Origin of the sequence: Xanthomonas sp. LMG 12460, from assembly GCF_009192895.1 — a bacterium.
GTDB lineage: Bacteria > Pseudomonadota > Gammaproteobacteria > Xanthomonadales > Xanthomonadaceae > Xanthomonas_A > Xanthomonas_A sontii.
On sequence record NZ_NKUH01000007.1, the window covers coordinates 1 to 26,969 of the forward strand.

Annotated in this window: 26 protein-coding genes; 10 read left to right on the forward strand and 16 right to left on the reverse strand. The window is 71.5% G+C overall.

Translation table 11 applies throughout. From position 1 onward, the window contains the following. Nucleotides 1-168 precede the first annotated feature (168 nt). The 6 genes from CEK66_RS01555 to CEK66_RS01580 all read left to right on the forward strand — a co-directional run bounded on the left by CEK66_RS01555 (nucleotide 169) and on the right by CEK66_RS01580 (nucleotide 3,922). Nucleotides 169-591 (forward strand): hypothetical protein, encoded by a 423-nt coding sequence (locus CEK66_RS01555; RefSeq protein WP_043093452.1) that lies wholly within the window; start codon nucleotides 169-171, stop codon nucleotides 589-591. 10 nt (nucleotides 592-601) lie between these two features. Next, entirely contained in the window at nucleotides 602-1,051 is a 450-nt protein-coding gene (locus CEK66_RS01560) for a type II 3-dehydroquinate dehydratase (protein ID WP_017908518.1), read from the forward strand. Further along, the gene (locus CEK66_RS01565) at nucleotides 1,032-1,250 is read left to right on the forward strand and encodes a hypothetical protein (protein ID WP_152235729.1); all 219 of its coding nucleotides are present in this window, start codon (nucleotides 1,032-1,034) and stop codon (nucleotides 1,248-1,250) included. Before CEK66_RS01560 ends, CEK66_RS01565 begins: the two co-directional genes overlap by 20 nt. Nucleotides 1,251-1,418: 168 nt before the next feature. Then, nucleotides 1,419-2,723: a histidine kinase gene (locus CEK66_RS01570; RefSeq protein WP_152235730.1), complete on the forward strand. Its 1,305-nt coding sequence runs from the start codon at nucleotides 1,419-1,421 to the stop codon at nucleotides 2,721-2,723. Next, nucleotides 2,716-3,483 (forward strand): LytTR family DNA-binding domain-containing protein, encoded by a 768-nt coding sequence (locus tag CEK66_RS01575; protein ID WP_017908516.1) that lies wholly within the window; start codon nucleotides 2,716-2,718, stop codon nucleotides 3,481-3,483. Before CEK66_RS01570 ends, CEK66_RS01575 begins: the two co-directional genes overlap by 8 nt. 43 nt (nucleotides 3,484-3,526) lie before the next feature. Beyond that, nucleotides 3,527-3,922, forward strand: a complete 396-nt coding sequence (locus CEK66_RS01580; RefSeq protein ID WP_152235731.1) for a hypothetical protein — start codon at nucleotides 3,527-3,529, stop codon at nucleotides 3,920-3,922. A 552-nt stretch (nucleotides 3,923-4,474) separates the two neighbouring features. Here CEK66_RS01580 and CEK66_RS01585 read toward each other — a convergent pair. Further along, entirely contained in the window at nucleotides 4,475-6,583 is a 2,109-nt protein-coding gene (locus tag CEK66_RS01585) for a TonB-dependent siderophore receptor (RefSeq protein WP_152235732.1), read from the reverse strand. A gap of 308 nt (nucleotides 6,584-6,891) precedes the next feature. After that, entirely contained in the window at nucleotides 6,892-7,677 is a 786-nt protein-coding gene (locus CEK66_RS01590) for a hypothetical protein (RefSeq protein ID WP_226978460.1), read from the reverse strand. 6 nt (nucleotides 7,678-7,683) lie between these two features. Between CEK66_RS01590 and CEK66_RS01595 the strand changes: the two genes are divergently transcribed. Then, nucleotides 7,684-8,613: an oxygenase MpaB family protein gene (locus CEK66_RS01595; protein WP_043091289.1), complete on the forward strand. Its 930-nt coding sequence runs from the start codon at nucleotides 7,684-7,686 to the stop codon at nucleotides 8,611-8,613. A gap of 99 nt (nucleotides 8,614-8,712) precedes the next feature. Next, nucleotides 8,713-11,688 carry an EAL domain-containing protein gene (locus CEK66_RS01600; RefSeq protein ID WP_226978461.1) on the forward strand — a complete coding sequence of 992 codons (2,976 nt, stop codon included), beginning with the start codon at nucleotides 8,713-8,715 and terminating at the stop codon, nucleotides 11,686-11,688. Here CEK66_RS01600 and CEK66_RS01605 read toward each other — a convergent pair. The 12 genes from CEK66_RS01605 to CEK66_RS01660 all read right to left on the reverse strand — a co-directional run bounded on the left by CEK66_RS01605 (nucleotide 11,678) and on the right by CEK66_RS01660 (nucleotide 23,174). Next, nucleotides 11,678-12,691, reverse strand: coding sequence for a Rieske 2Fe-2S domain-containing protein (locus CEK66_RS01605; RefSeq protein WP_152235734.1), 1,014 nt, complete (start codon nucleotides 12,689-12,691; stop codon nucleotides 11,678-11,680). The two genes, CEK66_RS01600 and CEK66_RS01605, sit on opposite strands and share 11 nt — an antisense overlap. A gap of 43 nt (nucleotides 12,692-12,734) precedes the next feature. Beyond that, entirely contained in the window at nucleotides 12,735-13,925 is a 1,191-nt protein-coding gene (locus CEK66_RS01610; RefSeq protein ID WP_152235735.1) for a GGDEF domain-containing protein, read from the reverse strand. Nucleotides 13,926-14,068: 143 nt separating this feature from the next. Continuing rightward, on the reverse strand, nucleotides 14,069-15,184 hold the full coding sequence (locus CEK66_RS01615) for a hypothetical protein (RefSeq protein ID WP_152235736.1): 1,116 nt from the start codon (nucleotides 15,182-15,184) through the stop codon (nucleotides 14,069-14,071). Then, on the reverse strand, nucleotides 15,181-16,362 hold the full coding sequence (locus CEK66_RS01620; protein ID WP_152235737.1) for an ATP-grasp domain-containing protein: 1,182 nt from the start codon (nucleotides 16,360-16,362) through the stop codon (nucleotides 15,181-15,183). Before CEK66_RS01620 ends, CEK66_RS01615 begins: the two co-directional genes overlap by 4 nt. Continuing rightward, nucleotides 16,355-17,203, reverse strand: a complete 849-nt coding sequence (locus CEK66_RS01625; protein ID WP_152235738.1) for an MBL fold metallo-hydrolase — start codon at nucleotides 17,201-17,203, stop codon at nucleotides 16,355-16,357. The genes CEK66_RS01620 and CEK66_RS01625 overlap by 8 nt, the downstream gene beginning before the upstream one ends. Then, on the reverse strand, nucleotides 17,200-18,177 hold the full coding sequence (locus tag CEK66_RS01630) for an NAD-dependent epimerase/dehydratase family protein (RefSeq protein WP_152235739.1): 978 nt from the start codon (nucleotides 18,175-18,177) through the stop codon (nucleotides 17,200-17,202). Before CEK66_RS01630 ends, CEK66_RS01625 begins: the two co-directional genes overlap by 4 nt. A gap of 1 nt (nucleotide 18,178) precedes the next feature. Then, nucleotides 18,179-19,195: a 3-oxoacyl-[acyl-carrier-protein] synthase III C-terminal domain-containing protein gene (locus CEK66_RS01635; protein ID WP_152235740.1), complete on the reverse strand. Its 1,017-nt coding sequence runs from the start codon at nucleotides 19,193-19,195 to the stop codon at nucleotides 18,179-18,181. Nucleotides 19,196-19,304: 109 nt separating this feature from the next. After that, nucleotides 19,305-19,751 (reverse strand): GNAT family N-acetyltransferase, encoded by a 447-nt coding sequence (locus CEK66_RS01640; RefSeq protein ID WP_208602381.1) that lies wholly within the window; start codon nucleotides 19,749-19,751, stop codon nucleotides 19,305-19,307. Between the two features lie 81 nt (nucleotides 19,752-19,832). Beyond that, nucleotides 19,833-20,534, reverse strand: a complete 702-nt coding sequence (locus CEK66_RS01645) for a glycosyltransferase (protein ID WP_043093436.1) — start codon at nucleotides 20,532-20,534, stop codon at nucleotides 19,833-19,835. Between the two features lie 64 nt (nucleotides 20,535-20,598). Beyond that, nucleotides 20,599-21,594, reverse strand: coding sequence for an aldo/keto reductase (locus CEK66_RS01650; RefSeq protein ID WP_017909601.1), 996 nt, complete (start codon nucleotides 21,592-21,594; stop codon nucleotides 20,599-20,601). Between the two features lie 54 nt (nucleotides 21,595-21,648). Next, nucleotides 21,649-22,068 (reverse strand): carboxymuconolactone decarboxylase family protein, encoded by a 420-nt coding sequence (locus tag CEK66_RS01655; protein ID WP_152235741.1) that lies wholly within the window; start codon nucleotides 22,066-22,068, stop codon nucleotides 21,649-21,651. A gap of 38 nt (nucleotides 22,069-22,106) precedes the next feature. Continuing rightward, on the reverse strand, nucleotides 22,107-23,174 hold the full coding sequence (locus CEK66_RS01660; protein WP_152235742.1) for an aldo/keto reductase: 1,068 nt from the start codon (nucleotides 23,172-23,174) through the stop codon (nucleotides 22,107-22,109). 144 nt (nucleotides 23,175-23,318) lie between these two features. On the opposite strand from CEK66_RS01660, the gene CEK66_RS01665 reads away from it, so the two are divergent. Continuing rightward, entirely contained in the window at nucleotides 23,319-24,230 is a 912-nt protein-coding gene (locus CEK66_RS01665) for a LysR family transcriptional regulator (protein WP_152235743.1), read from the forward strand. A 192-nt stretch (nucleotides 24,231-24,422) separates the two neighbouring features. Here CEK66_RS01665 and CEK66_RS01670 read toward each other — a convergent pair whose 3' ends face one another. Both CEK66_RS01670 and CEK66_RS01675 read right to left on the reverse strand, forming a co-directional pair. After that, nucleotides 24,423-24,992: a flavodoxin family protein gene (locus CEK66_RS01670; RefSeq protein ID WP_152235744.1), complete on the reverse strand. Its 570-nt coding sequence runs from the start codon at nucleotides 24,990-24,992 to the stop codon at nucleotides 24,423-24,425. A 108-nt stretch (nucleotides 24,993-25,100) separates the two neighbouring features. Then, the gene (locus tag CEK66_RS01675) at nucleotides 25,101-26,006 is read right to left on the reverse strand and encodes a LysR family transcriptional regulator (RefSeq protein WP_017909607.1); all 906 of its coding nucleotides are present in this window, start codon (nucleotides 26,004-26,006) and stop codon (nucleotides 25,101-25,103) included. Between the two features lie 138 nt (nucleotides 26,007-26,144). Here CEK66_RS01675 and CEK66_RS01680 point away from each other — a divergent pair, with 138 nt between their 5' ends. Beyond that, nucleotides 26,145-26,951 carry a class III extradiol ring-cleavage dioxygenase gene (locus tag CEK66_RS01680; protein ID WP_152235745.1) on the forward strand — a complete coding sequence of 269 codons (807 nt, stop codon included), beginning with the start codon at nucleotides 26,145-26,147 and terminating at the stop codon, nucleotides 26,949-26,951. Nucleotides 26,952-26,969: the final 18 nt, after the last annotated feature.

Sequence of the window (26,969 nt, forward strand, 5' to 3'; positions counted from 1 at the left end):
CCAATCCCGAATCCCCAATCCCGAATCCCGCCTTTTCAGCGAATCCCCAATCCCGACTCCCCAATCCCGGCCTTACAAAGACTTTACGCCCCAGGCCCACTTCCGCCATGGAACGCTTACGCGGCGCGCGCGCAGACTGCGCCACGTCCTTTCCGTTGGATGTGTTCCATGTCGATTCTGCTGATCCAGGGCCCGCATCGCGATGCGTCGGCCATCGCCGCGGCGCAGTGTCTGGCCGCTTCCCATGCTGCGCAGGTGGTGCCGGTGGCCTGTGCCGATGCCGCGCAGATCGTGGCGCGGCTGCAGCAAGGCGCGTGCGACGACACCGAGCTGGTGCTGCTGGATTCCGGCGAGTTGCCGGCGTCGGAGCTGGCCGACCATGGCGCGCAGCTGTGCGCGGCGCTGGATGCGCTGGGCCATCCGTACATCGAGGTGCACGATGCCAGCGCGCAGGCGCTGGAACCGCTGCTGCATCCGCGGCACATGCCGTTGCTGACGGTGATCGCCAACGGTGCGCTCGCCGACAGCTACGCGATCGCCCTGGGCGTGGCGCAGCGCCGGCTCGGCGCGCGCGCGGCGCTGACCAACTGAGGGCGCCGCCATGTCGATCCTGTTGCTCCGTGGCCCGGACTGCGTGGCCGGCCATCGCGGCCGCCCGGCCCGCATCGCCCCACCGGTGATGCGGCAATTGCTCGCCCATGCCGGCCGCGCCGGCAAGACCCTGGCCGTGCGCGGCTGCGCCAGCGAGCGCGAACTGCTGCAGGCGCTGGCCCAGGCCGACCAGGCCGGGGTGGAGATGCTGCTGCTGGATCCGGGCGCGTGCTCGGACAGCGCCGTTACCGCCGACGCGGTCGCGCACCTGCGCCGGCCCTACGTGGAAGTGCACGACGATGCCAGCGATCGCCGCGAAGCCTGCCTGTGCGCGGCGTCGGGGCAGCGCCTGGGCCAGGTCGGCGGCTACTGCGCGCAGGGCTACGCGCTGGCGCTGTCGATCGCGCTCGAACATCTTGGCTGCAACGGCTACGAAGGCGATGTCCACGTCGGCACCTGAGCGCGCGCGCCACTACCTGGCCGACTACGAGGCCTACAGCTTCGGCCAGCGCGTGGCCTGGGGCACCCTGGCGCACACCTGGGCCGAGCCCGCGCCGCTGGACCCGGAGCGGTTGCTGTGCCGCCTGCGCGCGCAGGCGGCGCAACGCCACGGCGTGGACAGCAGCGAGATCCGCATCCGCAGCGTGAGCCGGCTGTAGGGCGCGCTGTCGCCTGGAATGGCGCCGCCGCCTCTGCGTGCGGCTGGGCTGCGGTTTCGTCCTGCCAAGGCCCGGTCCCATCCTCGCCAGCGGCGGTTTCGTCGCACGCCGCTGGCGCCGTGCGACGCCGCGGCTATCCTCGCCGGAACTTCCCAGTCCCCGGCCGCCATGCTCGCCAGCCTGTTCTTCCTCGTTCGCCTGTTGTGCGCCTGGGCAGTGGCGGTGGTTGTCGCCGCCTTCGTCTGGGCCGGGTTGTTCTACGGTATGAATTCCGGACCGGGCTGGCTGTTCGGCCTGTTGGCGATGCTGTTGATGCTGTCGGCGCTGATCGCCGGCATCACCCACCTGCGCAAGGTCTGGCTGATCGCCGGGCGCCTGGACTGGGGCACCCTGGCCAGCCGCCAGCGGCGCCAGATCGAGATCCCGCTGGACACCCATGAGGCGTTCGCACTGCTGGATGCGGCGGTGCGCGAGCTGCCGCGGGTGGAGGAGGTGGAAAGCACGCTGGACAGCCTGCAGGTGCGCGCCAAGGTGCGCCGCATCGATCCCTACAACGGCCGTCCGCCGTCGCGCTGGAACCTGGCCGCGCGCTTCGCGGTCAAGCGCAACCAGGTGGTGGCGACAGTGACCCCGGGCACCGGCACCAGCAGCCTGACCCTGCTGCTGGAGCCGGATGCCAGCGCCTGGATCGACCTGTTCGCGGTCGACGAGGGCAGCAACTACGAGAACGCCGAAGCCTTGGGTCGTGCGCTGGCGCGGCGCGTGGCCGAGCTGCGCCGCGACGAGCAGGCCGCCGCCACACAGGCCGCCACCGAGCAGGAACTGACCGTGGCGCGGCTGAACCTGCTGCACGCGCAGGTCGAGCCGCACTTCCTCTACAACACGCTGGCCAGTGCACAGGTGCTGGCGCGGACCGATCCGCCGCGCGCCGACCTGATGCTGGGCTATCTGATCCAGTACCTGCGGCGTTCGCTGCCCAGCACCGAGGACGCGATGAGCTCGCTCGGCGACGAACTCGAGCGGACCCAGGCGTACCTGGAGATCCTGCGCATCCGCATGGGCGCACGCCTGCAACTGCAGGTGCAGGTGCCGGAGACGATGAAGACGCTGCCGCTGCCGTCGATGATGCTGCAGACGCTGGTGGAGAACGCGATCAAGCACGGTCTGGAACCCAAGCCCGGCGGCGGCACCATCTGGATCCTGGCGCGCGCGGTCGACGACCACGTCACCCTGACCGTCGCCGACGACGGCCTGGGCTTCAACACCCAGTCCAGCGGCACCGGCATCGGCCTGAAGAATTTGCGCGAGCGCTTGCGCCTCACCTATGCCGGCGCGGCGAGCTTCGCCATCGTCTCCAACTTCCCCAGCGGCGTGGCCGCCACCATTACCCTGCCGTGGCCGGCGGGGACGACGCAGACACCGCCGCCAGCGCCGGCAGCGGTGGCGACGCACACGGGAGCGCACCATGACTGACGCGATCGTCGCCGAGGACGAAACCCTGCTGCGCGACGCGCTGGTCGCGCTGCTGGGCGAGGTGTGGCCGGAGTTGCGCATCGTCGCCGAGTGCGAGGACGGCGCCAGCGCGCTGGAGCGGCTGGCCGAGCTGCGCCCGCAGGTGGCGTTCCTGGACATCCGCATGCCCGGGCTGAGCGGCATCGAGGTGGCGCGTGCGCTGGGCGAACTGAGCCCGCACACGCAGGTGGTATTCGTCACTGCCTACGACCAGTACGCCATCGATGCGTTCGAGCACGGCGCGGTGGACTACCTGCTCAAGCCGATCGTGCGCGAGCGTCTGCAGGCCACGGTGCAGCGGCTGCAGGCACGGGCGGCGCAGGGGCCGGATCCGGCGGTGCTCGACGCGCTGCTGCAGCGTCTGCAGCAGCGCCCGGTCGCGCCGTCGGCGCCGCCGCCGCTGGCCTGGGTCACCGCCAGCAGCGGCCGCGAGACGCGGCTGATCCTGCTCGACGACGTGCTGTATTTCCAGGCCGACAGCAAGTACACCACGGTGCTCACCCGGGATGGCGAGGCGGTGCTGCGCACCTCCTTGCGCGAGCTGCTGGACGTGCTCGATCCGGCGGCGTTCCGGCAGATCCACCGCTCCACCATCGTCAACCTCAAGGCGGTGGCCTCGGTGGTGCGCGACGACACCGGCAAGGGCCGGCTGAAGCTGCGCCACCGCGACGAGGTCCTGACCGTCAGCCAGCCGTACATGAGCCTGTTCCGCGGCATGTAGCCGCGCATTCCCTCGCTTCGCACTGGAACAAGGAATCTCCGCCATGCGTCTGCTCTCCGTGCTGTGGTCGTGCCTGCTCGGCCTGTTCGGCTGCCAGGGACATGCCGATCTCGACCTGTCCATGGGCGCCCGCCGCGAGACCGTGGTGCAGGCCAGCGAACGCGGCGTGCCGCTGCTCTTCAGCCGCACTACGTATCGCGGTGGCCTGGCCACGTTCCGTTGCATCGACAGCCGCAGCGGGCGCTGCCACTACCAGGTCTACGCCGCCTGCACGGCATCGCCGCAGGCCAGCGGCGGCGATGCCGCTGCCTGCAATCCGCGCGTGCTGCAGGCCTTCGATCTGGCGATCGGTCAGCGCCGCGAGATCGCCGGGCTGCCACGCGACTTCCGCCAGTGCGTGGTGTCGGATGCACCGGCGTCGGCCTGCGGGCGCGAGTGAGAGGCGATAGCGAACGGCTGGTCGATACGATCTTCCGCCACATCCAGCGATGTCACGATGGCCGCGGCTGTTGTGGGAGGGACGTCAGTCCCGGCGCGTCTGCAATGGAACTGCCGAATGGCGTCTTGCGTCGCGACCGAAGTGGCTCCCACGCGGGCATTACCGCGGAGCTGTCGGACGTCGCGCGTCGCGGCTGAAGCCGTTGAGAGGCATTGCCGCAGAGCCGTCGGACGACGTCATGCGTCGCGGCTGAAGCCGCTCCTGCGCGATGCCTCGTTGCGGTCCGAAGATCGGCACCGTCGGAGCGGCGTCAGCCGCGACCCGGATGCGAGGTCGACCGACGCATCGCGTCGCCGTATCCGCCTTGCATCCGACTGTCGCAATCGGATCGCTGCCGTTGTGGGAGGGACTTCAGTCCCGACGCCTCTGCAACGGAGCCGCCGGATGGCCTCTCGCGTCGCGACTGAAGTCGCTACCACAGGACGCTGTCCCGCAATCCCACAGCACGCTGGCACGAACGGCGTCGCGTCGTGCGCAACGACGCGCACCCACTCAGTAATCCACGCCCACCGAGAACAACAGTGTGCGCGGGTCGCCCAGGGCCACCGCGCGCTGCAGGCCGCCGGTGAAGTAGTCGCGGTCGAAGGCGTTCTTCAGGTTCAGCGCGTAGCGCCAATGGCCCTGGCGGTAGCCCAGGCCGGCATCGAATACCAGGTAGCCGGGAATGCGATGGCCGTAAGCGGTCTTCTCGCCTTCGGCGCGGGCGCCGCCGCTGACGCTCCAGCCGTCGGCCGCGCCGTGGGCGGTGTACTGCAGCCACACAGAACCGCTATGCCGCGGCACGTTGTTCAGGCGGCTGCCGACGCTGCTGACACGCTGGCCACCGTCGTCGGTGACCACCGCATCGGTGTAGGCGTAGCCGCCGAACAGGCTCAAGCCGTTGCCCAGGTCGGCGGCGGCGTTGAGCTCCAGGCCGCGGCTGCGCTGTTCGCCCACGGCGATGCTGTAGCCGTCGTTGAACGGATCGGTCTGCAGCACGTTGCGCCGGCGCAGGTCGTACAGCGCCATGCTCAGGCTGGTGCCGCTGCCGACTTCCATCTTGACGCCCAGTTCCACCTGGCGCCCGCGCTCGGGATCGAACTGCGCGCCCTGCGCATCGACGCCGACATTGGGATAGAACGAGGTGGCGACGCTGACATACGGGCGCAGCCCGCCACCGGCGTCGAACATCAGCGCTGCCGAACCCGTCGTGGCACTGTTGTCGGTGCGCGTGTCGCTGCCGGCCAGCCGATCCTCGCTCTGGTTGCGGCTGCGATCGTGGCGCAGGCCCAGCAGCAGTTGCCAGTCCGGCGCGAACTGGATGCGGTCGCGCAGGTACAGGCCGCCCGAGGTCACCACGCTGAGGTTGTCGCGGGTGGGGCGTGCCGGGCAGGTCACGGCGCTGCCGTAGACCGGCGCGTACACGTCGAGATTGCCGACGCGGCAGGTCGACTGCACGTTCCATTCCCAGGTCTTGAACGCGTCCAGGCCGGCGGTGACGGTGTGCTGCCAGGTGCCGGTGGCGAAGCCGCCCTGCAGGTAGGTGTCCTGCACCCAGGTGCGTCCGTCGAACTGTTGCTGGGTGGCGGTACGGCGCAGGGTGCGCAGGTTGGCGGCCAGGCCGTTGTTGGCGATCAGGAAACCGTCCAGGCCGAAGCTCTGCCAGCGCGCGGCATGGTGCAGGCTCCAGCCGTTGTCGAAGCGGTGATCGAGCACGTAGCCGATCCGGCTCTGATGGCTGTGGTACGGCCGCTGCCCGGGTTCGCCGGTGAACAGCGCGCGGTCGATTTTGCCGTTGCGGTTGGGTTCGGCGCTGCCTTCCCAGGGCAGGCCCTGCTGGCGGATGTAGTCGCGTTCCTGGTAGCTGGTCAGCAGCACGAAGTCGGTGCGCGGGCCCAGGTCCAGCGACAGCGAGGGAGCGATCCAGCGGCTGCGGAAGTACACGTGGTCGGTGGGGTCGTCGCTGTTCATCGCCAGCGCATTGAGGCGCAGTGCGACCTTGCCGTCGGCCGACAGCGGCTGGTTGAGATCGACGCTGCCCTGGCGCAGGCCGTCGCTGCCCACGCCCAGGTCGACCCGCCGCATCGGCTCGGCGCCGGGACGCTTGCTGATCAGGTTGACCAGGCCGCCCGGCAGCACCTGTCCGTACAGCAGCGAGGCCGGGCCCTTCATCACCTCCACCTGCTGCACGCCGAACAGTTGCTCGGCCACACGGTTGCTGTCGGCGGTGTGCAGGCCGTCGACGAACAGCGCGTCGGAGGCGGTCTGGCCGCGGATGATCAGGTCGTCCCAGCCGCGCCGGCCGTAGGTGTTGGCGACGACCCCGGAGACGTTGTGCAGGGCATCGGACAAGGTGCGCGCCTGCTGGCTGTCCAGCAGCGCGCGCGGCACCACGGTGATCGAGAACGGCGTCTGCGCCAGCGGCGCATCCGACTTGTCGGCCTGCACCGGTCCGGTGGCGCGGAAGCCGCTCTGCGCGTCGGCGCGCACCTGCACCGTGGGCAGGGCGGTCGCCTGTGCGGTATCGGCGCCGCTGTCGGCGTCCGAGGCGGTGGCGGCGTGCGCAGGCAAGGACAGCGCCATGCCCAGCAGGCAGGCGCACGAAAGGGGATGCAGTGTCATCGAGACCGTGAGGCGAAAGTTCTAATCGAGAATGATTATATTTCGCGAAACGGGCGTTGGGAATGCCCTGTGTCAACGCGGTCGGCTGACGCCGGCTGCGTCGGGTCGGTGCGGTTTGACTGGGGGCTGGCATCGCCGTGGCATTGCGCCCTTGCGGCGATCGCGGGCTTGAGCGCACACGCCGTCGGACGCGCGGATCACGACCGACTGTGCGCGTGTTGCGCCCGAGTCGCGCCCGCGCGTGATGTCGGATCGGCGGGCGCGCCGTCTATCGCAGACGGCGCGCGTGAGATGCGTGTGCGGCGGCCTCAGCCGGCGACGCGGAACACGCCGGGCTGGCCGCCGGGCGGCGTGCCCTCGAACTGGATCAGCGAGGCGACCAGTTCGGCATGCAGGCGGATGCGGCCCATCTCGCGCATGATCCGGATGTCCTCGTGGCGCAGTTCGCGGTTGGCCACCACCTCGCGCTTGTAGGCGAGGATCTCCGGATACTTGCGCGCCATGTTCAGCGCGTCGGCCACGCACTCCACGGTGTCGGCATCGGCCGACAGCGGTTCGCGGCTGTTGAACGCGGTGAGCCAGCGCTCGAAGCCGGCGGTGCGGTCGAACATGTTGGCGATGAACCAGATCACGAACAGGATCGCCACCCATGAGGTGACCACGATGACGATGCGCGAGAATGTCAGGTGGTAGTCGTGCTGCCACAACTGCGCGGTGATCACGCCGAGTAGGATCAGCGAGATCGCCTGCCAGCCGATGATCGACGCCACCAGCCACTGCTGCTTGGCCTTGGCCAGCAACGCGACCTCTTCGCGGATCTGCGCCTCGCTCTTGTGCTGCCAGTGCGCGACCTGTTCGGGAAACGAGCGCTGGTGCAGCGCGTTGTCCTCGAGCAGCAATCCCAAGCCTTTGAACAGAGCGAGCATGACGGGCTCCTTGCAGATGCGGTGACGGACGCGGAACGTCGGTTGGCGATCTTGAGGCAGCTTCTTTCTAGCACAGCGGCCGCAAAGTGCATGCTGCGGTCGCACATGCGGCGCGGCCGCGGCGCGCCATACGCCATCGCACGGCGCTCGCGCCGCTTTCGCTACCATCGGCGCATGCCCCCGCTGCTACGCACCCTCTCCGCTCCGGCCACCGCGCAGATCCGCCGCTGGGTGCTGGGCGCGTTCCCGCGCGAACGCGACGCCATCGACTACGACCAGCCGCTCGGCGATGTGGGCCTGTTCGGTCCGGACAGCGTCACCTGGCGCATCCATGCCGAGTTTCCCGGGATGCTGGCCGGCGGGCTGTGTGCGCTGCTGCTGCAGACCCTGCATCCGCTGGCGCTGGCCGGGGTCTACGACCATTCCAACTTTCGCGAGGATCTGGTCGGGCGCCTGCGCCGCACCACCCAGTTCGTCGCCGCCACCAGCTACGCGCCCACCGACGCGGCGCAGCGCCAGATCGCCCGTGTGCGTGCGATCCACACGCGGGTGCGCGGCCACACGCCCGACGGGCGTGCCTACGCCGCCGACGATCCGGCGCTGCTGACCTGGGTCCACGTGACCGAGGCCTACGGCTTCCTGCAGGGCTACCGCCGCTACTGCCGCGCGGTGCCGGCGGCGATCGCCGACCGCTATTACGACGAAGGCCGTCGCGTCGCCGAAGCGCTGGGCGCGCGCGACGTCCCGGCCAGCGAGGCGGCGGTGCTGGACTATTTCGCGCGGCAGCGGCCGCTGCTGCGGGTGGATGCGCGCTCGCGCGAGGTGCTGGCGGTGCTGTCCGGCCTGCGCCTGCCGGTGCCGGCGCCGGGGCTGTCGCGCGAACTGTTCCTGGGCGCCGGCGCAGCGCTGTTGCCGCCGTGGGCCAGCGCCCTGCTGCGGCAGGCACGGCTGCAGCGCACCGGCCCGACGGTGCCGGCCTGGTTGCTGCAGCAGGTGGCGCCGCTGTTCCGGGTGGCACTGCACGATGGCATCGCCGCGCGGGCGTGCCGACGGGTGGGGCTGACGACACAGGCACTGGCGCAGTGGCCACAGCGGACTGAATGATTTATCCGCATCGCTGAACGCAGCATCGCGTCACGGACGGTCAAGATCGCCGGTCCCAGGCCGCTGTATCCAGCATCTACGCCGCACTCCCGACCCTCGATGCCGCCGAATCCGCTCGCCGACAGGAAGCGTGACCGTCGCTTTCGGCACAGCCTGCGGCGCGCCACGCGCGCGCCGTTGCGGGCGATCGCGACCTGGGGCGTGGCGCTGGCGGTGCTGCTGGCCGCCGGCCTGGTGCTGGTGCTGGCGCAGGACCGCCACAACCGCCTGGCCGCAGCGCAGCGGCAGAGCCTGGCCCTGGCCACCGGCAGCGACCGCCTGCTGCAGTTGCAACTGGACAATCTCGGCCAGGCCCTGCATGGCGAGGGCCTGAGTGCGCAGGCGCTGCTGGCGGAGACGCCGATGCGGGCGCCCGAGCTGATCGCCGCCTCGCTGCACGGCCTGCAGGCGCGGCACCCGGAACTGCGCGACGTGGCCCTGCTGGATGTGCAGGGCCAACGCCGCTTCGGCGGCACGGGCGATCCGCAACTGCGCGCATGGATGCCGCGCGCGCGCTGCGGCGATCGGGTCTGCGTGAGTCCGCCAGTGCGCCTGGCCGATGGCGAGGCGGTGGTGCGCGTGGCGGTCCCGTGGGGGACCGATGGCTGGGTCGAGGCGCAATGGCGGGTGGCCGCGTTGCAACGCATCGTGCAGGGCACCGACAGCGGGCGCGACGGCATCGTCGCCCTGACCGACGCGCAGGGCGTGCTGCTGGCCGCCAGCCGCCCGCTCGCGGCCGGCCAGTCACGCCTGCCGATCGCGCTGGCGCAGCCGATGCCGCACGGCGGCGCCCTGGGGGTACGCCGCGATGTCTTCGACGGGACACCGCGGATCCTGGCGCTGAGCGGCGGCGGTGCGTATCCGTTGCTGGCGGTGGCCGGGGTGGGGCTGCGCGAGACGCTGTCCGGCTGGTGGTGGTTCGTCGCGGCGGCGGCGCTGGTGTACGTGCTGTACCTGCTCGGCCTGGCCTATCTGCTGGTCAGCCTGCGCCGCGCCGAGCGTCGCCAGCGCCACTTGCTGCAGCGCCTGCGGCGTGGCGACGAGGATCTGCGCCTGGCGCACGGCATGGGCGGCATCGGCACCTGGCGCGTCGACATCGCGCGGCGCGTGCTGCGCCTGTCCGAACCGACCGGCGCGATGTTCGGCCTGCAGCGCATGCAACTGCCCATCGAGGCGTTCCTGGCGCGGATCCACGACGAGGATCGCGCACGGGTGACGCAGCTGTACGAGGACGCGGCGCAAGGGCGCGCGGACTACAACACCGTCTATCGCATGCACCTGCCCGATGGACGCCTGCGCTGGCTGGCCGCGCGCGGCGCGCTGGTGCGCACGCGCGAGGGCATGTGCATGACCGGCGCGGTGCAGGACGTCAGCGACCGGGTGGCGGCGCACGCGCGCCTGCTCGATGCCGAGCGCCAGTTCCGCCTGGTGTTCGACCGCAATCCGCTGCCGTACTGGGTGTTCGCCGTCGACAGCCTGCGTTTCCTGGAAGTGAACCAGGCCGCGGTGCGCCAGTACGGCTACAGCCGCCAGGAATTCCTGGCGATGGACCTGTGCGATCTGCGCCCGGCGGAGGACGCGGAGCGCTTGCTGCAGGACGTGCGCAAACCGCGCGAGGGCTTCGACGCGCCGAGCGTGTGGACCCACCGGCGCAAGGACGGCAGCCTGCTGTCGGTATGCATCCACAGCGTCGACCTGGAATTCGGCGGCGTGCCTGCGCGGCTGATCCTGGCCGAAGACGTCACCGAGCGTCTTGCCCATGAACGCGAATTGGCCTACCTGGCACGCCACGAGTTCAACACCGGCCTGCTCAAGCCGCGCGCGATGGCCGAAGCCCTGCGTGCGCAGCGCGGCGGCTATGCCATCGCCTACGTGCAGGTGCGCGGCCTGGCCCTGATCGGCGACACCCTGGGCCGCGCCGCCGGCGACGCGGTGCGCAGCGCGGTGGCCGGGCGCATCCGCACGCTCGGCGAGCGCTTCGGGCTGAGCGCGCACCAGCCGGCGCAGGACTTCGTGCTGGCGATCCTGGACCCCCAGCTCCTGCCGCAGGCTTTGCAGGCGCTGCAGGAGGCGCTGTACGCACCGGTGCAGGGCGGCGAATTCGCCCAGCAATTGCAGGCGCACATCGGCGTGGCGCTGTGTCCGGACGATGCCGCCGATGCCGACGAGGCGATCGGCAGCGCCGCGCAGGCCGCGCATGCGGCGCAGGCAGAGGGCCGCAGCCTGGTGCGCTTCGACCGCGCCATGGCCGCGCGCACCGGCGAACGCCTGCGCCTGGCCGGGCGCATCCAGCAGGCGATCGAGCGCCAGGAGTTCGAGTTGTACTTCCAGCCGATCATGGATGCCGTCAGCGGCGCGCCGCGCGAACTGGAAGCCCTGATCCGCTGGCCGCAGCGCGATGGCGGTTTCATCGCGCCGGATGCGTTCATCCAGTTGTGCGAGGACACCGGGTTGATCCTGCCGCTGGGGCGCTGGGTGATGCGCGCGGCGGCGCGGGCGCGCCGCGCCCTGGTCGAGCACGGATGGCCGGACCTGCCGGTGGCGGTGAACGTGTCGGCGCTGCAGTTCTTCGACGGCGACCTGGTCGCCGACCTGGTGCAGGCCTGCGCCGAGGCCGGGCTGGCCGCCAACGGCCTGCAGTTGGAGCTGACCGAGAGCAGCCTGATGCGGCAGCCGCAGCAGGCCGGCGACGTGCTGCGGCAACTGCGCGCGCTGGGCGTGCGCGTGGCCCTGGACGACGTCGGCACCGGCTTCTCCAGCATGGCGTATCTGCGCGACCTGCCGCTGGACACGCTGAAGATCGATCGCAGCTTCGTCGCCGAGGTGGACCGCGATCCACGCAACGCCTCGATCTGCCAGGCGCTGCTGACCCTGGGCCATTGCCTGGGGCTGGACGTGGTCGCCGAAGGCGTGGAGACCGAGGCGCAGCTGCGCTGGTTGCGCGCGCACGGCTGCGGCGGCGTGCAGGGCTATCTGTTCGGGCGTCCGGCCCCATTGGCGGATGTGCTGCAGCGGCTCGGCGCGGTCACAGCATGAGTTCCACGTCGTGCCCGCTGCCCGGTGCCGGCAGCGGCTCGCCGTCCCAGTAACGCCGCAGCGGTTCGCGCACCAGGTCCAGCGCGGTGGAGGCACCGCGCGCGCCCGGAAAGCGCTGCAGGTTGCGCGACTGCAGCGCGAGCATGCGCCGGTCCTGTTCGCCGACCCGGCGCAGCAGCGGCCACACCAGCAGCCGCACCGCCCACGCCGGCGCCCAGCGCCCCTCCACGTGCAGGCTGGCGAAGACGTCGGTGCTGCGCGCGTCGAGCGGGGTGAAGTGCAGGCTGATCCGCACGCGGCCGCCGCGCGCGTAGCGGTACTCGATCTGCGCGCTGCCGGGCGCGGCGAAATGCGCGCGTTCCAGGATGCGCGGCGACTCGAACAACCGGTACAGCCAGCCGCTCTGCGCCGCGGCGCCGCGGTAGTCGACGTGGAAGCCTTCGTCGGTGTGGCGCAGCTCGGCGCGCTTGGCGGTGCGCGCGCCGCCGCGCCGCACCAGCCCCGGATGCAGCAGATGGGTGTGCAGCGGGTCCAGGAAGTTCTCCAGCGCATCGACCACGTGCGCATCCCAGCGCGTGCGCCACAGGAAGCGCCGCGCCGACGGCTGCAGCGCCTGCACCAGTTGCGAGGGCGCGTCCGCGCCTTCCGGATCGGGACGCAGCCAGATCAGGCCGTCGTGTTCGCGCGCGGCGAAGGCGCGCACCCGCACCGCCGGCGGCGCCTGCCCGGGCGGCAGGCCGGGGATCTCGCGCAGGGCGCCGGCGCGGTCGAAGCGCCAGCCGTGATAGGGGCAGGACAGGCCGTCGCCGGTGGCGCAGCCGGCCGACAGCGGCGCGTGCCGGTGCGGGCAGCGGTCTTCCAGCGCCAGCAGGCCGCCATCGGCGCAACGCGCGATCGCCGCATGCCGGTCCATCACCGACACCGCCAGCGGCTGGCGCCGCAACGCCGTGGCGGGGGCGACGGCGAACCACTGCCGGTACAGGGACGGATGCCAGGCGCTCATGCCGCCGGCGCCACGCGCGTGGTGTGCCGCGCGCCGCGCGCGTTCATGTGAGGGTGGTGCCGGCGACCCGGTTGCGGCCGGCGCGCTTGGCCGCGTACAGCGCCTGGTCGGCGGCCAGCACCAGGGTCTGCCAGGACGCCTGCGCCCCGGGCGACGACAGGCAGTAGCCGATGCTCACCGTGCACACCAGCGGCGCCTCCGGCGCGGCATCGATCTGTTGCTGCTCGATGCGCCGCCGCAGGCGTTCGGCGAGATCGCGCACCGACGCCTCGTCGCCCTGCGGAATCAGCACCATGAACTCCTCGCCGCCGATGCGCGCCAGCAGGTCCGGCATGCGGATGTGCTGCGTCAGGGTCTGCGCGATGGCGACCAGCACCTGGTCGCCGACCGCATGGCCGAAGCGGTCGTTGATCGCCTTGAAATGGTCCACGTCGATCATCAGCACCGCGATCGACGCCCGCTTGCGTGCGGCATCGAGGGTCGCCGCCTCGCCGCGCTCCCACATCACCCGGCGGTTGGTGACCCCGGTGAGCGGATCCTGCGAGGCGTGCCGCCGCAGTTCCGCGTTCATTTCGCGGGTCAGCATCCACAGGAAGCCAGGGGTGATGCTGGCGGTCAGCACGATGCGCGAGAGCAGGCCGAAGTTGGTGGTCGGGTCGTAGCTGGTATCGACGTCGGGATGGACGGCCCACCAGACCACCCGCAGCCCGACCATGCCGGCCCACAGGAAATGGAAGACGGCCGTGAAGCGCGCCGGCGTGCGTACGGTGCTGTCGGCGTGGCGCCACAACGCCACCGCGGTGGCCAGGGTCAGCATGCCGCGCACCAGGCCGCCGAAGATCACCATGATGCGGTGATCGAGGCCTGTGTAGTGCAGGCTGTAGAGTTCCAGCGCGCAGAGCAGCGCGATCGGGACCAGCAATGTCCACTGCAGCAGCGGGCGTCGCAGGTAGGCGTTTACCGCCACCAGTGTCAGTGCGGTGGCCACGTCGAGGGTGACGTTGCCGGCGGGCGCGACCCAGACGTCCATGTAGTGCCAGGCCGGCGCCAGCAGGGTGCCGAAGCCCAGGGTGAACACGCCGTAGCTCAGCGTCAGCAGCAACAGGCTGCGGGCGTGCCGTTCCTTGCGGCCGGTGACGTACAGCGCCAGGAACATCGCCGAGGACACCGCCGCGAGCAATGCGTTGACGATCAGCAAGGTGCCGGCATGGGCCAGATGCGCAATCCATTCCACAGATGTTCCGGGCCGCAGCGGCGATGAGGTGTTGCAGATGCAGCAAAGTATATGCCAGTGCCAGTGTCGGGCAGCCGACGCGGCATGCGCGATCGACGCTGAAAACGATTACGGCCCGCCTTCGGGCTTGGCGCTGCTTGGCCTCACAGCCGGTACTGGCGCATCAGCGGGACACCGATGCGCCGGGTCAGGGCGCCGAGCGCGGCGATCGGCTGGCGTCGCCGCAGCGGCAGGTGGCGCGCATCGACCGCGCTGTACTCGATGACCGGCGTGCCGCCGCGCTGGCGCTTGAAACTGGCCGCGCCGGCGCTCTGGTTGAGGCGCTGGCCATACCGTCGCGCATGGTCGATGCCGCAGGCGGTGAGGGTGCGGTACAGCGCCAGCCGCTGCGGCAGCTGCAGGTCGTAGCCGACGATCGGTGCGGTGACGGTGCCGCCGATGCCGAACAGGCCGGTGATGCAGACCAGTTGCCCGTCGCCATCGCGGAAGCCGTCGAAGCGCAGCAGCCCGGCGCGGTGCCAACCGCGCAGGAAGCCGGCGTGGTAGGCCGGATTGCAGTGCGAATATTTCTCCAGATACAGCTGCGCATACAGCGCGGCGATGCGCGGATAGTCGGCCTCGCCGATGGCGTCGTTGCCGCAGCGCTGCAGGTCACGGCGCTCGACCAGCTTGAGGTCGCGGGCCAGATCGCGATGGCGCAACAGTCGCGGCCAGTCCTCGTACAGGTAGACCTGGCGGCTGGCGATCAGGGTGAAGCCTTCGGCCTGCAGCGCGTGCAGCCACTGCGGCGTGTCCACCGCGTTGAGCGAGCGGAACCACAGCGCGTGGTCGGGCCAGCGCGCGCGTGCGGCATCCAGCAACGCCCGCAAGCCGCTCGGCGGCAGCGGCGGGTACAGGTTGGTGGACAGCAGCCAGTTGTTGAGGGTGACCGCGCGGTCGATCCGTGCCCAGTCCAGCCAAGCGCCGATGCCGCCGCACAGGCCGCGTACCGGCGCGGCCAGCGCGCCCGGCAACAGCCGCGCGGCTTCCTCGGCGGCGTAGTCGGCATAGGTGGTGCGCGGCGAGCAGACCCAGGCGTTGCCGGGGTGGCGTTCGCCGACCGTCACCGGCAGCGCCAGGTCGCCCGCCTGCAATACCTCGATGCGCGCATGTGCGTTGTCGGCCAACCGCTGCGCGTCGCCGCCGGCGTGCAGCGCGGCGAAGCGTTGCAGCTTCGTGGCGTAGTCGGCGGCTGCGGCGGCGGCGTCGCCATGGCTCATGGCGGCGGCAGTGCCTCGCCGTCCCACTCGGTATCGCGGGTGGCGGCTTCGCGCACGCTGCAGCGTTGTGCCAGCGCCAGGCGCGCGTGGCTGCCCAGATCGCACAGCGTGCCGGCCAGCGGCCAGCGGTCGCCGCGCGGCGCCAGTACGTCCTCGGCGCGCGCGTAGTCGTGGCGCCACTGTCGCAGCCGGCCCTGGCCCAGCGCCGCCGGCAAGGCCGCGCCGAGCATCAGCATGCCCAGCATCGCTGCGCGGTCGTCGGCCGGGCGCAACGGCGCCGGCGCATCGCCCGCGTCGCCGCACAGCAAGGCCACCAGCGGATCGGCCGCGGCGAACAGGTGCAGGCCGCTGGTCGCACGCGGATTGCATTCGATCACGCTGCAGCGACCTTGCGCGGAGACCATCCAGTCGAAGGAAATCTGCCCAGTGAAGCGCAGCGCCTGCACCAGTTGCACGGTGAAGCGCTCGATCTGCGGATCCGGCGCCGCGTCGAAGTAATAGCTGGAGCTGCGCCGCAGCCGATAGCGCGGGCGGTACACCGCATGCGCCAGCAACATGCCGTCGCGCGCCAGCGCATACGAGCAGCGTTCCTCGCCCTCACAGTAGCGCTGTGCGACCCAGTCGCCCTGCGCGGGCAGCGGCGTGGCATCGGTGGGCACGCCTTGCGGGTACAGCCGCACATGCACGCCGAAGCGTGAGAACTCCGGTTTGAGCACCAGCGGTTCGGAACCAGCCCACTCGCGTGCCTGCGCCAGGCTACGCACGCGCACGCTGGCCGGCACCTCCACATCGCTGCCGAGTCCACGCGCCAGTTCCATGAAGTGATACTTGCTGTGCAGCGTGCGCAGCGTGGCGAAGTCGTGCAACGGTAGCTGCAACTGCGCCGGCAGCGCACTGCGATAGCGGGCCAGGTAGAACACTTCCTCGCAGGTCGGCACCAGCACGTCGATGCGCTGGCGGGCGAGCAGGGCGTTGAGATCGGCCAGCCACGCGCGCGACGCATCGCGTGCCGGCGCGACGCGGTGATGCGCGGCCACCGCGCGCGACCAGCCGGAGATGCGACTGGCGACGCTGTCGGCCAGGTGCACCCGCCAACCCTGCGCGGCGAAGCGGCGCGCCAGGTCCAGGGCGACCGGCGCGCGTGCGCCGGTGATCAGCACGCCGGGGGCCTCAGCCATGCGGGTGCTCCGCCGGTGCCGGCCGCCATTGCCGACAATGCGAGGGCACCAGGCGCAAGCCCGGCTCGGCCTGGCGCAGCGCATGCAGCCGCGCCAGGGTGTCGCGATAGACGCGATGCTCGCCGAGCAGGTGGGTGACCAGGGCTGGCGGCGGCGTGCCGTCGGCGAGCGCAGCGCTGGACCAGGCCGCGTCGGCGATCAGGAACACCGGGCCGTGCGCGTCCTCGAACCACAGGCCGTAGTGGCCGGGCGCATGCCCGGGCAGCGGCACCAGCAGCACGCTGCCGTCGCCGAACAGGTCGCGCGGCGTGCCGAAGTCGCGCAGCGCGGCGGGCGACAGCGCCGCGGGCAGCGCCTCGATCCAGTGCATGCGCGGGCGCGCGCCGTGCAGCAGTGCCGGCAGGAAACCTTCGCGCAGCGCGGCCAGCCGGCCGCGGCGCTGCAGATCGTCCCAGGCCTTTTGCGCGCAGGCCAGGCGCGCGTGTGGGAAATCGGCGACGCCGCCGACGTGGTCACCATGGAAATGCGACAGCACGATCCAGCCGATGCGGTCCGCATCCACGCCGTCGCGGGCGAGTTGTTCGCGCAGCGATTGCCCGGGTGCCAATTGCACGGGCGTCAGCCAGCGGTACAGGCGTTCGGGAAAGCGCGCGGTGGCATCGAAGAAATGACGGGCGTAGCCGGTGTCGAACAACAGGTCGCCCTGCTGCGGATGCTGCAGCAGGGCCGCCAGCGCCGGAAACGGACATGGCGCCAGCGGCGCGCCGCGGCGCGTGGCGCGCTCCGGATGCGTGCAGTGACCGGCTTCGTACAGCCGCCACTGCAGCCTGGGTACGCTCATGGCCGCCCCAGCGCGGCCAGCCCGGCCTCGGTCGACAGCACGGGCGCATAGCCGAGTTCGCGGCGGGCGCGGCCGATGTCCAGCGTCTGCGAATAGCCGAGCACGCCGATACCGTAGCGGCTGAGCCGCGGCTCCGGTTGCCCGCGACGGCGCAGCGCGATCTGCTCGCCGAGCGTGGCCAGTGCCAACGCCGGTCCGCGCGGCAGCGGCAACAGCCGCACGCGCAGGCGCAGCACCGCGAACAGTTCGGTCAGCAGGTCGCGCACCGCGATCGGCACGCCGTTGCTGATGTTGTAGGCGCGGCCATCGCCGATGTGCTCGGCGCGCAGCGCAGCCAGCGCCGCGGCCACCGCGTTCTCCACGCAGCACACATCGATCATCGCGCGGCCGCCGTTGACCAGCGGGAACCAGCCGCGCTGCGCCACCGCCAGCAAGCGCGGCACGATCGCGTTGTCGCCATGGCCGAACACCGCGCGCGGGCGCAGCACCACCGCCGGCAGTCCGGCCGCCGCCGCCGCGCGCACCTTCTCCTCGGCTTCCCACTTGGTCTGCGGGTAGCCGCCGATCCAGCGCGGCGGCGGGGTGAAGTCTTCGGTGATCTGGTATTGATCGGCGAAGCGGAAGTAGATGCTGGGCGAACTGAAGTGCACGAAGCGGCGCACGCGTGCGGCCAGCGCGGCGGCGAGCAGGCGTTCGGTGGCGACCACGTTGGCCAGGCGGAAGGTCTCGGCGCTGGCCCAAGGTGCCGACAACGCAGCGCAGTGGATCACCGCATCGCAGCCGCGCAGCAACGGCGCCAGGTCATCGCGACACAGCTCGGCGGGCACGACCTCGATCCGCGGATTGCCGGCGAAGGCCGCCAGCTTGGCGGCGTCGCGACCGCTGGCGCGCACCGCTACGCCGGCATCGGCCAGGGCGCGCACGATGTAGGCGCCGATGAAGCCGGACGCGCCGGTGACCAGGACGCGTGCCATGTCAGTAACGCAACACCGCGCCGCCGAACGCCAGCCCGGCGCCGGAGCCGACCAGGCCGATCAGGTCGCCGCGGACGATGCGGCCGCTGTGGATCGCCTGGTGCAGCGCACTCGGAATGGAGGCCGCCATCTGGTTGCCGCGCTGGCCGATCACCTCGATCAGCGCGTCCGGCGCCAGCCCCAGCGCCACGCGCAGGTGACGCAGCGCCTTGGCGCTGGCCTGGTGCGGCACGATCCGCCGCAGCTGCGCCAGATCGACCCCGGCCTGCGCCAGCAGCCGCTGCAGGAAACCGGGCAGCTTCGCCGCGGCGAGGCGATAGGTGGCGCGGCCGTTCATTTCGAATTGCGAACCGGCGCGCAGCGCCTCGACACCGTGATCCAGGCGCAGGCGGGTGCCGCCGGCGCGCACGCGGCAGTGGTCGATGCCTTCGGAATAGGTTTCCAGCCGCGCCGCCAGCAATTGCGAACCGCTGGCGCCGTCGTCGGCGCCGAGCACCACCGCGGCGGCACCGTCGCCGAACAGCGGCGCGGTATCCGCATCGTCCGGATTGAGGCCGACGCTGGCGATCTCGCTGGAGACGATCAGCACGCGGCGATGGCGGCCGGCGGCGATCGCGCAGGCGGCCAGGTCGAGCGCGGCGATGAAGCTCAGGCAGGTGGCGTTGATGTCGAAGGCGGGGATGCCGCTTCCCTGCAGGCCCAGCCGCGCGTGCAGCAGCGCCGCGCTGCACGGGATCGCCTGTTCCATCAGGCTACAGGCGCTGATCACGCAATCGACCTCGTGCGCCTGCAACTGCGCCGCCTGCAGCGCCGCGCGCGCGGCGCGTTCGCCCATGAAGGTGGCCGGCTCGTCGGCGCCCGCGTAGTGCCGCGTGGCGACCCCGGTATGCCGCAGGGTCCAGCCGGCGGGCTTGCCCCAGCGCCGGTCGAAGGCCTCCGCCGGCACCTGCTGCGCGGGCAGATACTCGCCCGTGCCGAGGATGCGCAGCGCGATGGGCCTGCTGGTGTGGACGCTCATCCGTAAAGCTCGCACAAGGGGCGCGCAGCGTACTGCCAGCGGCTCGGCGCCGGCAACCGCTCTTGCGAAGATCGCGCCGCTGTCTGCGGCTGGCGACCTCAGACAATCCTCAATCGCGCAGCGACCTGGCGAAATACGTGGGCGCTTCGACAAAGCCTTCGCGCCGATAGAAGGCGTGCGCGCGTTCCCGCCGGCTGTGGCAGTGCACCTCCAGGCGGTCGCAGCCGCGCTGCCGCGCCAGTGCCTCGCCCTCTGCCAGCAAACGCTGTCCCACCCCGGCGCCGCGCGCGCGATCGTCGACGCAGAAATAGCTGATGCGGCAGATGTCGCCGGCCAATGCCAACTGCGGCAGAAAGTGCAGCGACAACACACCCAGGACGTCGTCCCCTGAGGCGGCCAACAGCAAGGCCGCGTCCGGATGTGCCAGGAGCTGCGCCAGGCGCGCCTCGATGAAGTCCTCGGTTCCGGCGTAGTCCAGTGCCGCCATCAGCGTCACGATCGCCTGCCGGTCCGCCATTGCCGCGTTCCTGATGTCCAGGGTGCCGTTCTCGCGCATTTGCAGGCAGTAGGAAGTCGCCCGCGTCGGGCGCAACCGCTTTGCCGACCCGACGCAATCTGTGCGGAAATGGGCGGCGCGTTAGCGCCCGCGACGCTGCCCGTACCAGAAGCCAAGTCCGTCGCGCGAGCGCAGCAGGCTGCGGCCGCGGCGCAGCAGGCGCAACAGCAGCCCCAGGTGCTCGCGCTTGCTGAAGCTGCGCAGCTTGCGGTCGGAGGTGTGCACCGGCTCGCGCAGGATCACGAAGCGTCCCTGCCGCGCCAGTGCGCGGCTCAGCGCCACGTCCTCGCCGGCGTAGTAGCGCTCGTCGAAGCCGCCGGCGGCGACGAAGGCGCTGCGCGTGCAGAACAGGAAGCAGCCGGGGGCGATGCCGGTGCAGCGGAACAGCCAACCGAACAGCGTCTGCGCCAGGCGCTCGTGCCAGGCGATGTCGCCGAGCAGGCGCACCTGCGCGCCGCCGCCGACCGCGCCGGTGCCGAGCGCGCGCAGCGCCGCGGCCAGCAGCGGGGTGTTGACCCGGGTGTCGGCATCGACGAACAGCAGATGGCGGCCGCGGCTGGCGGCGGCGCCGGCATTGCGCACGGCGGCGATGTGCCGCAGTTCCACCTCCAGCACCTGCGCGCCGTGCCGGCGCGCGATCTCGGCGGTGCCGTCGCGGCAGGCATCGGCCACCACCAGCGTCTCGCAGTCCAGCCGCAGCGCCTGGGCGGCGACATGCAGCGAGGCCAGCGTGTCGCCGATCAGGGCGGCTTCGTCGTGCGCGGGGACGATGAAGGAGATCACCCCCGCATCATGCGGGGCCGGGGCGGCGCGGGCAATCGACCCGCGCCGCGGCCGGGGGCGCGGTTCAGCCCTGCAGCGCGCCGCGCGAGGCGGCGGGGTAGCGATGGCCGGCGGCGGCGTCGGCGGGGAAGATCGCCTCGATCTGCGCCAGTTCCTCGGCGCTCAGCTTCACCTGCAGCGCGCCCAGGTTCTCTTCCAGGTAGGCCAGGCGCTTGGTGCCCGGGATCGGCACCAGGTCCTCGCCCTGCGCCAGCACCCAGGCCAGCGCCAGTTGCCCCGGGGTCACGCCCTTGGCCTGCGCCAGCTCACGTACCCGCTCCACCAGCTGCAGGTTGCGGTCGAAGTTCTCGCCCTGGAAGCGCGGCGAATGGCGCCGGTAGTCGTCGGCCTCGAAGTCCTCCGGCGAACGGATCGCCCCGGTCAGGAAGCCGCGGCCCAGCGGCGAGTACGGCACGAAGCCGATGCCCAGCTCGCGCACCGTCTCCAGCACGCCGTCGTGTTCCGGGTCGCGCGACCACAGCGAGTACTCGCTCTGCAGCGCGGTGATCGGATGCACCGCGTGCGCGCGGCGGATGGTGGCCGCGGCGGCTTCGGACAGGCCGAGGAAGCGCACCTTGCCCTGTTCCACCAGCCGCGCCATCGCCCCGACCGTGTCCTCGATCGGCACGTTCGGATCCACCCGATGCTGGTAGTACAGGTCGATGTGGTCCACGCCGAGCCGGCGCAGGCTGGCCTCGCAGGCCGACTGCACGTATTCCGGGCGGCCGTCGATGCCGCGTGCGGCCGGGTCGTTGGGGTCGAGCTTGATGCCGAACTTGGTCGCCAGCACGACTTGGTCGCGGCGCCCGGCCAGCGCCTTGCCCACCAGCACTTCGTTGGTGTGCGGGCCGTACATGTCGGCGGTGTCGATGAGGCTGACGCCGTGCTCGATCGCGGCATGGATGACCGCGATCGAGGCGGCGTCGTCGCTGCGGCCGCCGTAGAACGCGCTCATGCCCATGCAGCCGAGGCCGAGGGCGGAGACGCGGGGGCCGTTGCGGCCGAGGGTGCGGGTTTGCATGGAGGATGCTCCTGAGGGGGAGGGGAGGGAAAGCGTGGCCGCCGGGCGGTTCGCTCAGGGTGAGGACGGGCCCAGCGCGTCGCGGGCGACGGCCAGGGCATTGAGCGCGGTGGGGAAGCCGACGTAGGCGTACAACTGGTCGAGCACGGCGAAGATCTCTGCACGGCTGGCGCCGGCCGCCTGCGCGGCGCGCAGATGCAGGCGCAACTGCGGTGCGGCGTGGCCGAGGCTGGCCAGCACCGCCACCGTGACCAGTTCGCGGGTCTTCAGGTCCAGCGCGCTGTCGGCGCGGTAGATCTCGGCGAAGGCGATGGCGGCGCCGCGGCCGCTCAGTGCGGTGTCTGCGTCGTCGGCCAGGGCGCGGATCGCCGCGCCCTGCTGCGGGCCCATCAGCGCGGCGATCTGCGCGATGCCGGCCGCTTCGGCCTCGGCCAGGGTCATGTTGCTCGGCAACGCGTTCGCGATGGATGCCATGGAATGGTGCTCGTGTACGAAGGGGCAGGACGCCGCGCTCAGCGCGGCTGGATGCGGGTGCCGCCGCTCAGCAGCGCCTGCGGGTTGGGCGAGGCCAGGAAGTCGTGCGGGAAGCCCAGTTCGATCGCGCTGGCGGCATCCAGCCGCTGCAGCGCCTCGGCATCCAGGTGCAGGGTGAGTGCGCCCAGATTGTCCTGCAATTGCGCCACGCTGCGCGCGCCGACGATCGGCATCGCCCCGCGCGCCAGCAGCCAGGCCAGCGCCACCTGCGCCGGCGAGCGCTGCAGCTCGGCGGCCAGCGCCACCACCGTCTCGGCGACCGCCAGCGCGTGTTCGTTGAAGGTGCGTTGCGAATGCGCGACCTCGGCGCGGCCCACGCCATCGACCTGCGCGCCGCCGGAGGCGGCCGAGCGCACCCGCGCCAGATCGGCGGCGCCGTACTTGCCGGTGAGCACGCCCATCGCCAGCGGCGACCAGGCCAGCACCGACATGCCCAGTGCCTCGGCCATCGGCACCAGTTCGCGCTCGACCGTGCGCTGCGCCAGCGAGTACTCGATCTGCAGGGCGACGAACGGCGTCCAGCCGCGCAGGTCGGCCAGGGTCTGCATGCGCGCCACCTGCCAGGCGGGGGTGTCGGAGATGCCGGCGTAGAGGATCTTGCCGGCGCGCACCAGGTCGTCGAAGCCGCGCATCACCTCGTCGATGCCGGTGGTGCCGTCCCAGGCGTGCAGATACAGCAGGTCCAGGTAATCGGTGCCCAGCCGCGCCAGGCTGGCGTCGACCGAGCGCAGCAGCGCCTTGCGGTGGTTGCCGCCGCCGTTGGGGTCGCCGGGGAAGGGATTGAGCGCGAACTTGCTGGCGATCACCAGCCGGTCGCGGCGACCGGCAGCGAAGCGGCCTAGCAGGGTCTCGGCGCTGCCGTTGGTGTAGATGTTGGCGGTATCGAGGAAGTTGCCGCCGGCATCGACGTACAGGTCGAACAGGCGGCGTGCCTCGGCTTCGTCCGCGCCCCAGCCCCAGTCGGCGCCGAAGGTCATGGTGCCCAGGCACAGCGGGCTGACGCGCAGGCCGGAACGGCCGAGCAGGCGGTAGTGATCGAGGGCCATCGCGGCGGTCTCCAGGTGAGGGTGCGGGGCACTGTAGGCGCCGCGTCGCCCTGGATAAATCCTGGTAATCCGCATGGGCTTTGAAGCTGTGCTACACAATGACCGGCGCCTGCCGCGTCCGTCCTCCCTTGCTGCCCGCCCGCCATGCACCGTCCCTCGCCGCTGTCCGCCGTCGTCGCCTTCGTCCGCGTCGCCCACCATGGCAGCTTCACCCGCGCCGCCGCCGAGCTGGGCGTCTCGCCCTCGGCGCTGTCGCAGACGCTGCGCGCGCTGGAGGCGCAACTGGGCGCACGCCTGCTCAACCGCACCACCCGCCGGGTCGGGCTGAGCGAGCACGGCGAGCGCTTCCTGCAGCGGGTGGCGCCGGGCCTGGCGCAGATCGACGCGGCCTTCGCCGACCTGGATTTCCTGCGCGACCGCCCGGCCGGCACGCTGCGCATCAACCTGCCGCTGGTGGCCGCCGAGCAACTGGTGTGCCCGCAGCTGCCGGCGTTCCTGGCCCGCTATCCGGAGGTCAGCGTGGAGTTGTATTCGGACCGGACCCTGGCCGATATCGTCGCCGGCGGCTTCGACGCCGGCATCCGCCTGGGCGAGAGCCTGGCGCGCGACATGATCGCGGTGCCGGTGGGTCCGCCGCAGCGGCAGACGGTGGTGGCCGCGCCGGCCTACTTCGCCGCGCACGGGACGCCGCAGACGCCGGCCGAACTGGCCGAACACGACTGCATCCGCTGGCGGCGCACCGACGGCCGCCTGCAGGCCTGGGAGTTCACCCGCGACGGCCACGATTTTCTGGTCGAAGTCGCCGGGCGGCTGGTGGTCAACGACACCGCGGTCGGCCTGGACGCCGCGCGCCGTGGGCTGGGCCTGGGCCAGGCGTTCGAATGGCAGGTGGCGGCCGATGTCGCCGCCGGGCGGTTGCAGCGGGTGCTGGACGACTGGCATGCGCCGTTCGCCGGCTGGCATATCTACTACCCGGCGCGCGAACACCTGCCGCCGAAGCTGCGGGTGTTCATCGATCACTTGCGCGCGGCGCATGCCGCTGGCGGCACGGCGTAGCGCGATGGCGCTGGTCGAGGCCGGCGGGTGAAGTGGAAATAGAGGGAACAGGCGGCGGCGCCGCGGCCGCGATCGCGGCGTCGAGCAGCGCCCGACCGGGAAGGCCGGGCGCCGAATGGGCATCGCATCGCCGCAGGCACCACGGCAGTCGAGATGGAGGATGCCGCCCTTTGCAGGCGGCACCGAGGAGGCTCAGCCCTTGAGCTTGGCCGCGAACTCGGCCACGCGCTTGCCGAGCAGGCGCGCGGTCTCCAGGTCGCCGCTGCGCGGCGCCTCGTCCGGGGAGGCGTCGGACGGCGAGATCGCCAGCGCGCCGCCGGAGCCGGCAGTCCAGTTCACGTCGTCCGGGCCGTGCGCCTTGGTGTTGGACGGCAGCAGGCCGGTGCCAACCCAGATCTGGCCGTGCTGCTGGGCCAGGGTCCAGAAGTATTCGATGGTGGCGAACTTGTCGCCGTTGACCGAGGCCGAGTTGGTGAAGCCGGCGGCGATTTTGTCCTTCCAGGCCTGCGAGAACCACGGCTTGGAGCTGGCGTCGGCGAACTTCTTGAACTGCCAGGCCGGGCCGCCCATGTAGGTCGGGCTGCCGTAGACGATGGCGTCGGCCTGGCCGATGGCCTCCCAGGCGCCGTCGGGCAGGTTGCCGTCCTGGTCGATGCGGTACAGCGTGGCTTCGCCGACGCTGGCGGCGCCGGCGTGCACGGCCTCGGCCTGCTTGACGGTGTGGCCGTAGCCGCTGAAGTAGACGATCGCGATCTTGCTCATACGCGGACTCCTGAAGGTGAGGGGGAAAAGCGCGGGCATTGTGCGCATGCGCGGCCGCCGCGATCAGCGCCATCGGCGGGATGTTGTGTCCGGTCCGCGCGCTGCGGTTCAGCTCTCGGCCGGGGAGCGCATCGTGCGATCGATGCCCACTTCGACCAGGTAGTCGATGAAGCTGCGCACCTTCGGCGCCAGGTGGCTGCGGCTGGCGTACACCGCGTAGACGCCGATCGGCCCGATCTCATGGTCGGGCAGCACCCGCACCAGGCGGCCGTCCTCCAGCGCCGCTTCGGCCATGAAGTCCGGTTGCACGGTGACGCCCATGCCGGCGATGGCCGCCTCGCGCAGCACGTCGCCGCAGTTGGCGCGCAGCGTGCCGGCCACCCGCACCTGGGTCGCGCCGTCGGGGCCGTGCAGGGTCAGGTCGTCCTGCACGTAGCTGTAACTGAGGAAGGCGTGGCCGGCGAGGTCGGCGGCCAGCTGCGGGGTGCCGGCACGCGCCAGGTAGTCCGGCGACGCGCACAGGAACGCCTGCACTTCGCCGAGCTTGCGCGCGATCAAGGTGGGCGCCACCTGGCGGGTGATGCGGATCGCCAGGTCGTAGCCTTCCTCGACGATGTCCACCAGGCGGTCGGACAGCGACAGATCGAGGGCGACCTGCGGATAGCGCGCGCTGTAGCCGGCCAGGCGCGGGCCCAGCCGGGCGACGCTGAAACTGAACGGTGCGTTGATCCGCAGCGTGCCGGAGGGCGTCAGCGCCTGCTCGCCGACCGCCGCCTCCATGTCGTCGAACTCGGCCAGCAGCAACTGGCAGCGCTGGTAATACGCCGCGCCGACACTGCTCGGGCTGACCCGGCGGGTGGTGCGGTTGAGCAGGCGTGAGCCCAGGCGCTGTTCCAGCCACGCCACCTGGCGGGTGACGCTGGCGGTGGAAATGCCCAGCGCGTCGGCAGCGGCGTTGAAGCCGTTGCGGTCGACGACGGCGACAAAGACCCGCATCGCCTCCAGCGTGTCCATTGTTTCGGTTCCTGAAATGGATCGTCGGCGGCAGGGTAATTTATTCCCGCAGATGGCGGAAATACCCTGGTCGCCTGCACGAACGCCCGGCGCTGGCCGCGCGCGCCACCGTGCCGCCCCCCACTGTGGAGACCTGCCATGGCGCGTTTGCCTTCCCTGTACATCTCGCACGGTTCGCCGATGACCGCGCTGCAGCCCGGCCTGGTCGGCACGCGGCTGGCCGAACTGGCGGCGACGCTGCCGCGACCGCGCGCCATCGTGCTGGCCTCGGCGCACTGGCTGGGCAGGCGGCCGCTGGTCGGCGCCGCGGCGCAGCCGCAGACCATCCACGACTTCGGCGGATTCCCGCAGGCGCTGTACGCGATGCAGTACCAGGCGCCGGGTGCGCCGGCCGTGGCCCAGCAGGTCGCCGAGCTGTTGGCGCAGGCCGGGCTGGCGCCGGTGCTGGACGAGCGTCGCGGGCTGGACCACGGCGTGTGGGTGCCGCTGTCGCTGCTGTACCCGCAGGCCGACATCCCGGTGGTGCCGCTGTCGATCCAGCCGGAACTCGGGCCGGAGCACCACCTGGCGCTGGGCCGCGCACTGGCGCCGCTGCGCGAGGACGGCGTGCTGGTGATCGGCTCGGGCAGCATCACCCACAACCTGCACGACTTCGGCCGCTACGCCGAGGGCAAGGAAGTGCCCTACGTGCGTCCGTTCATCGAATGGACCGAGCAGGCGTTGCGCCGCGACGACGTGCCGGCGATGCTCGACTACCGCCGGCAGGCGCCGTTCGCCGAGCGCGCGCATCCCACCGACGAGCACTGGCTGCCGATCTATGTGGCGATGGGTGCGGCCGGCGCGGACGGGCTGGGCGCGCAGCGCATCGATGCGGGGATCGACGCCGGCCTGCTGGCGATGGACATCTACCGCTTCGACGGCGCCGCGGCGCGCGTGGCGGCCTGAACGCCAGGAGATCGACCT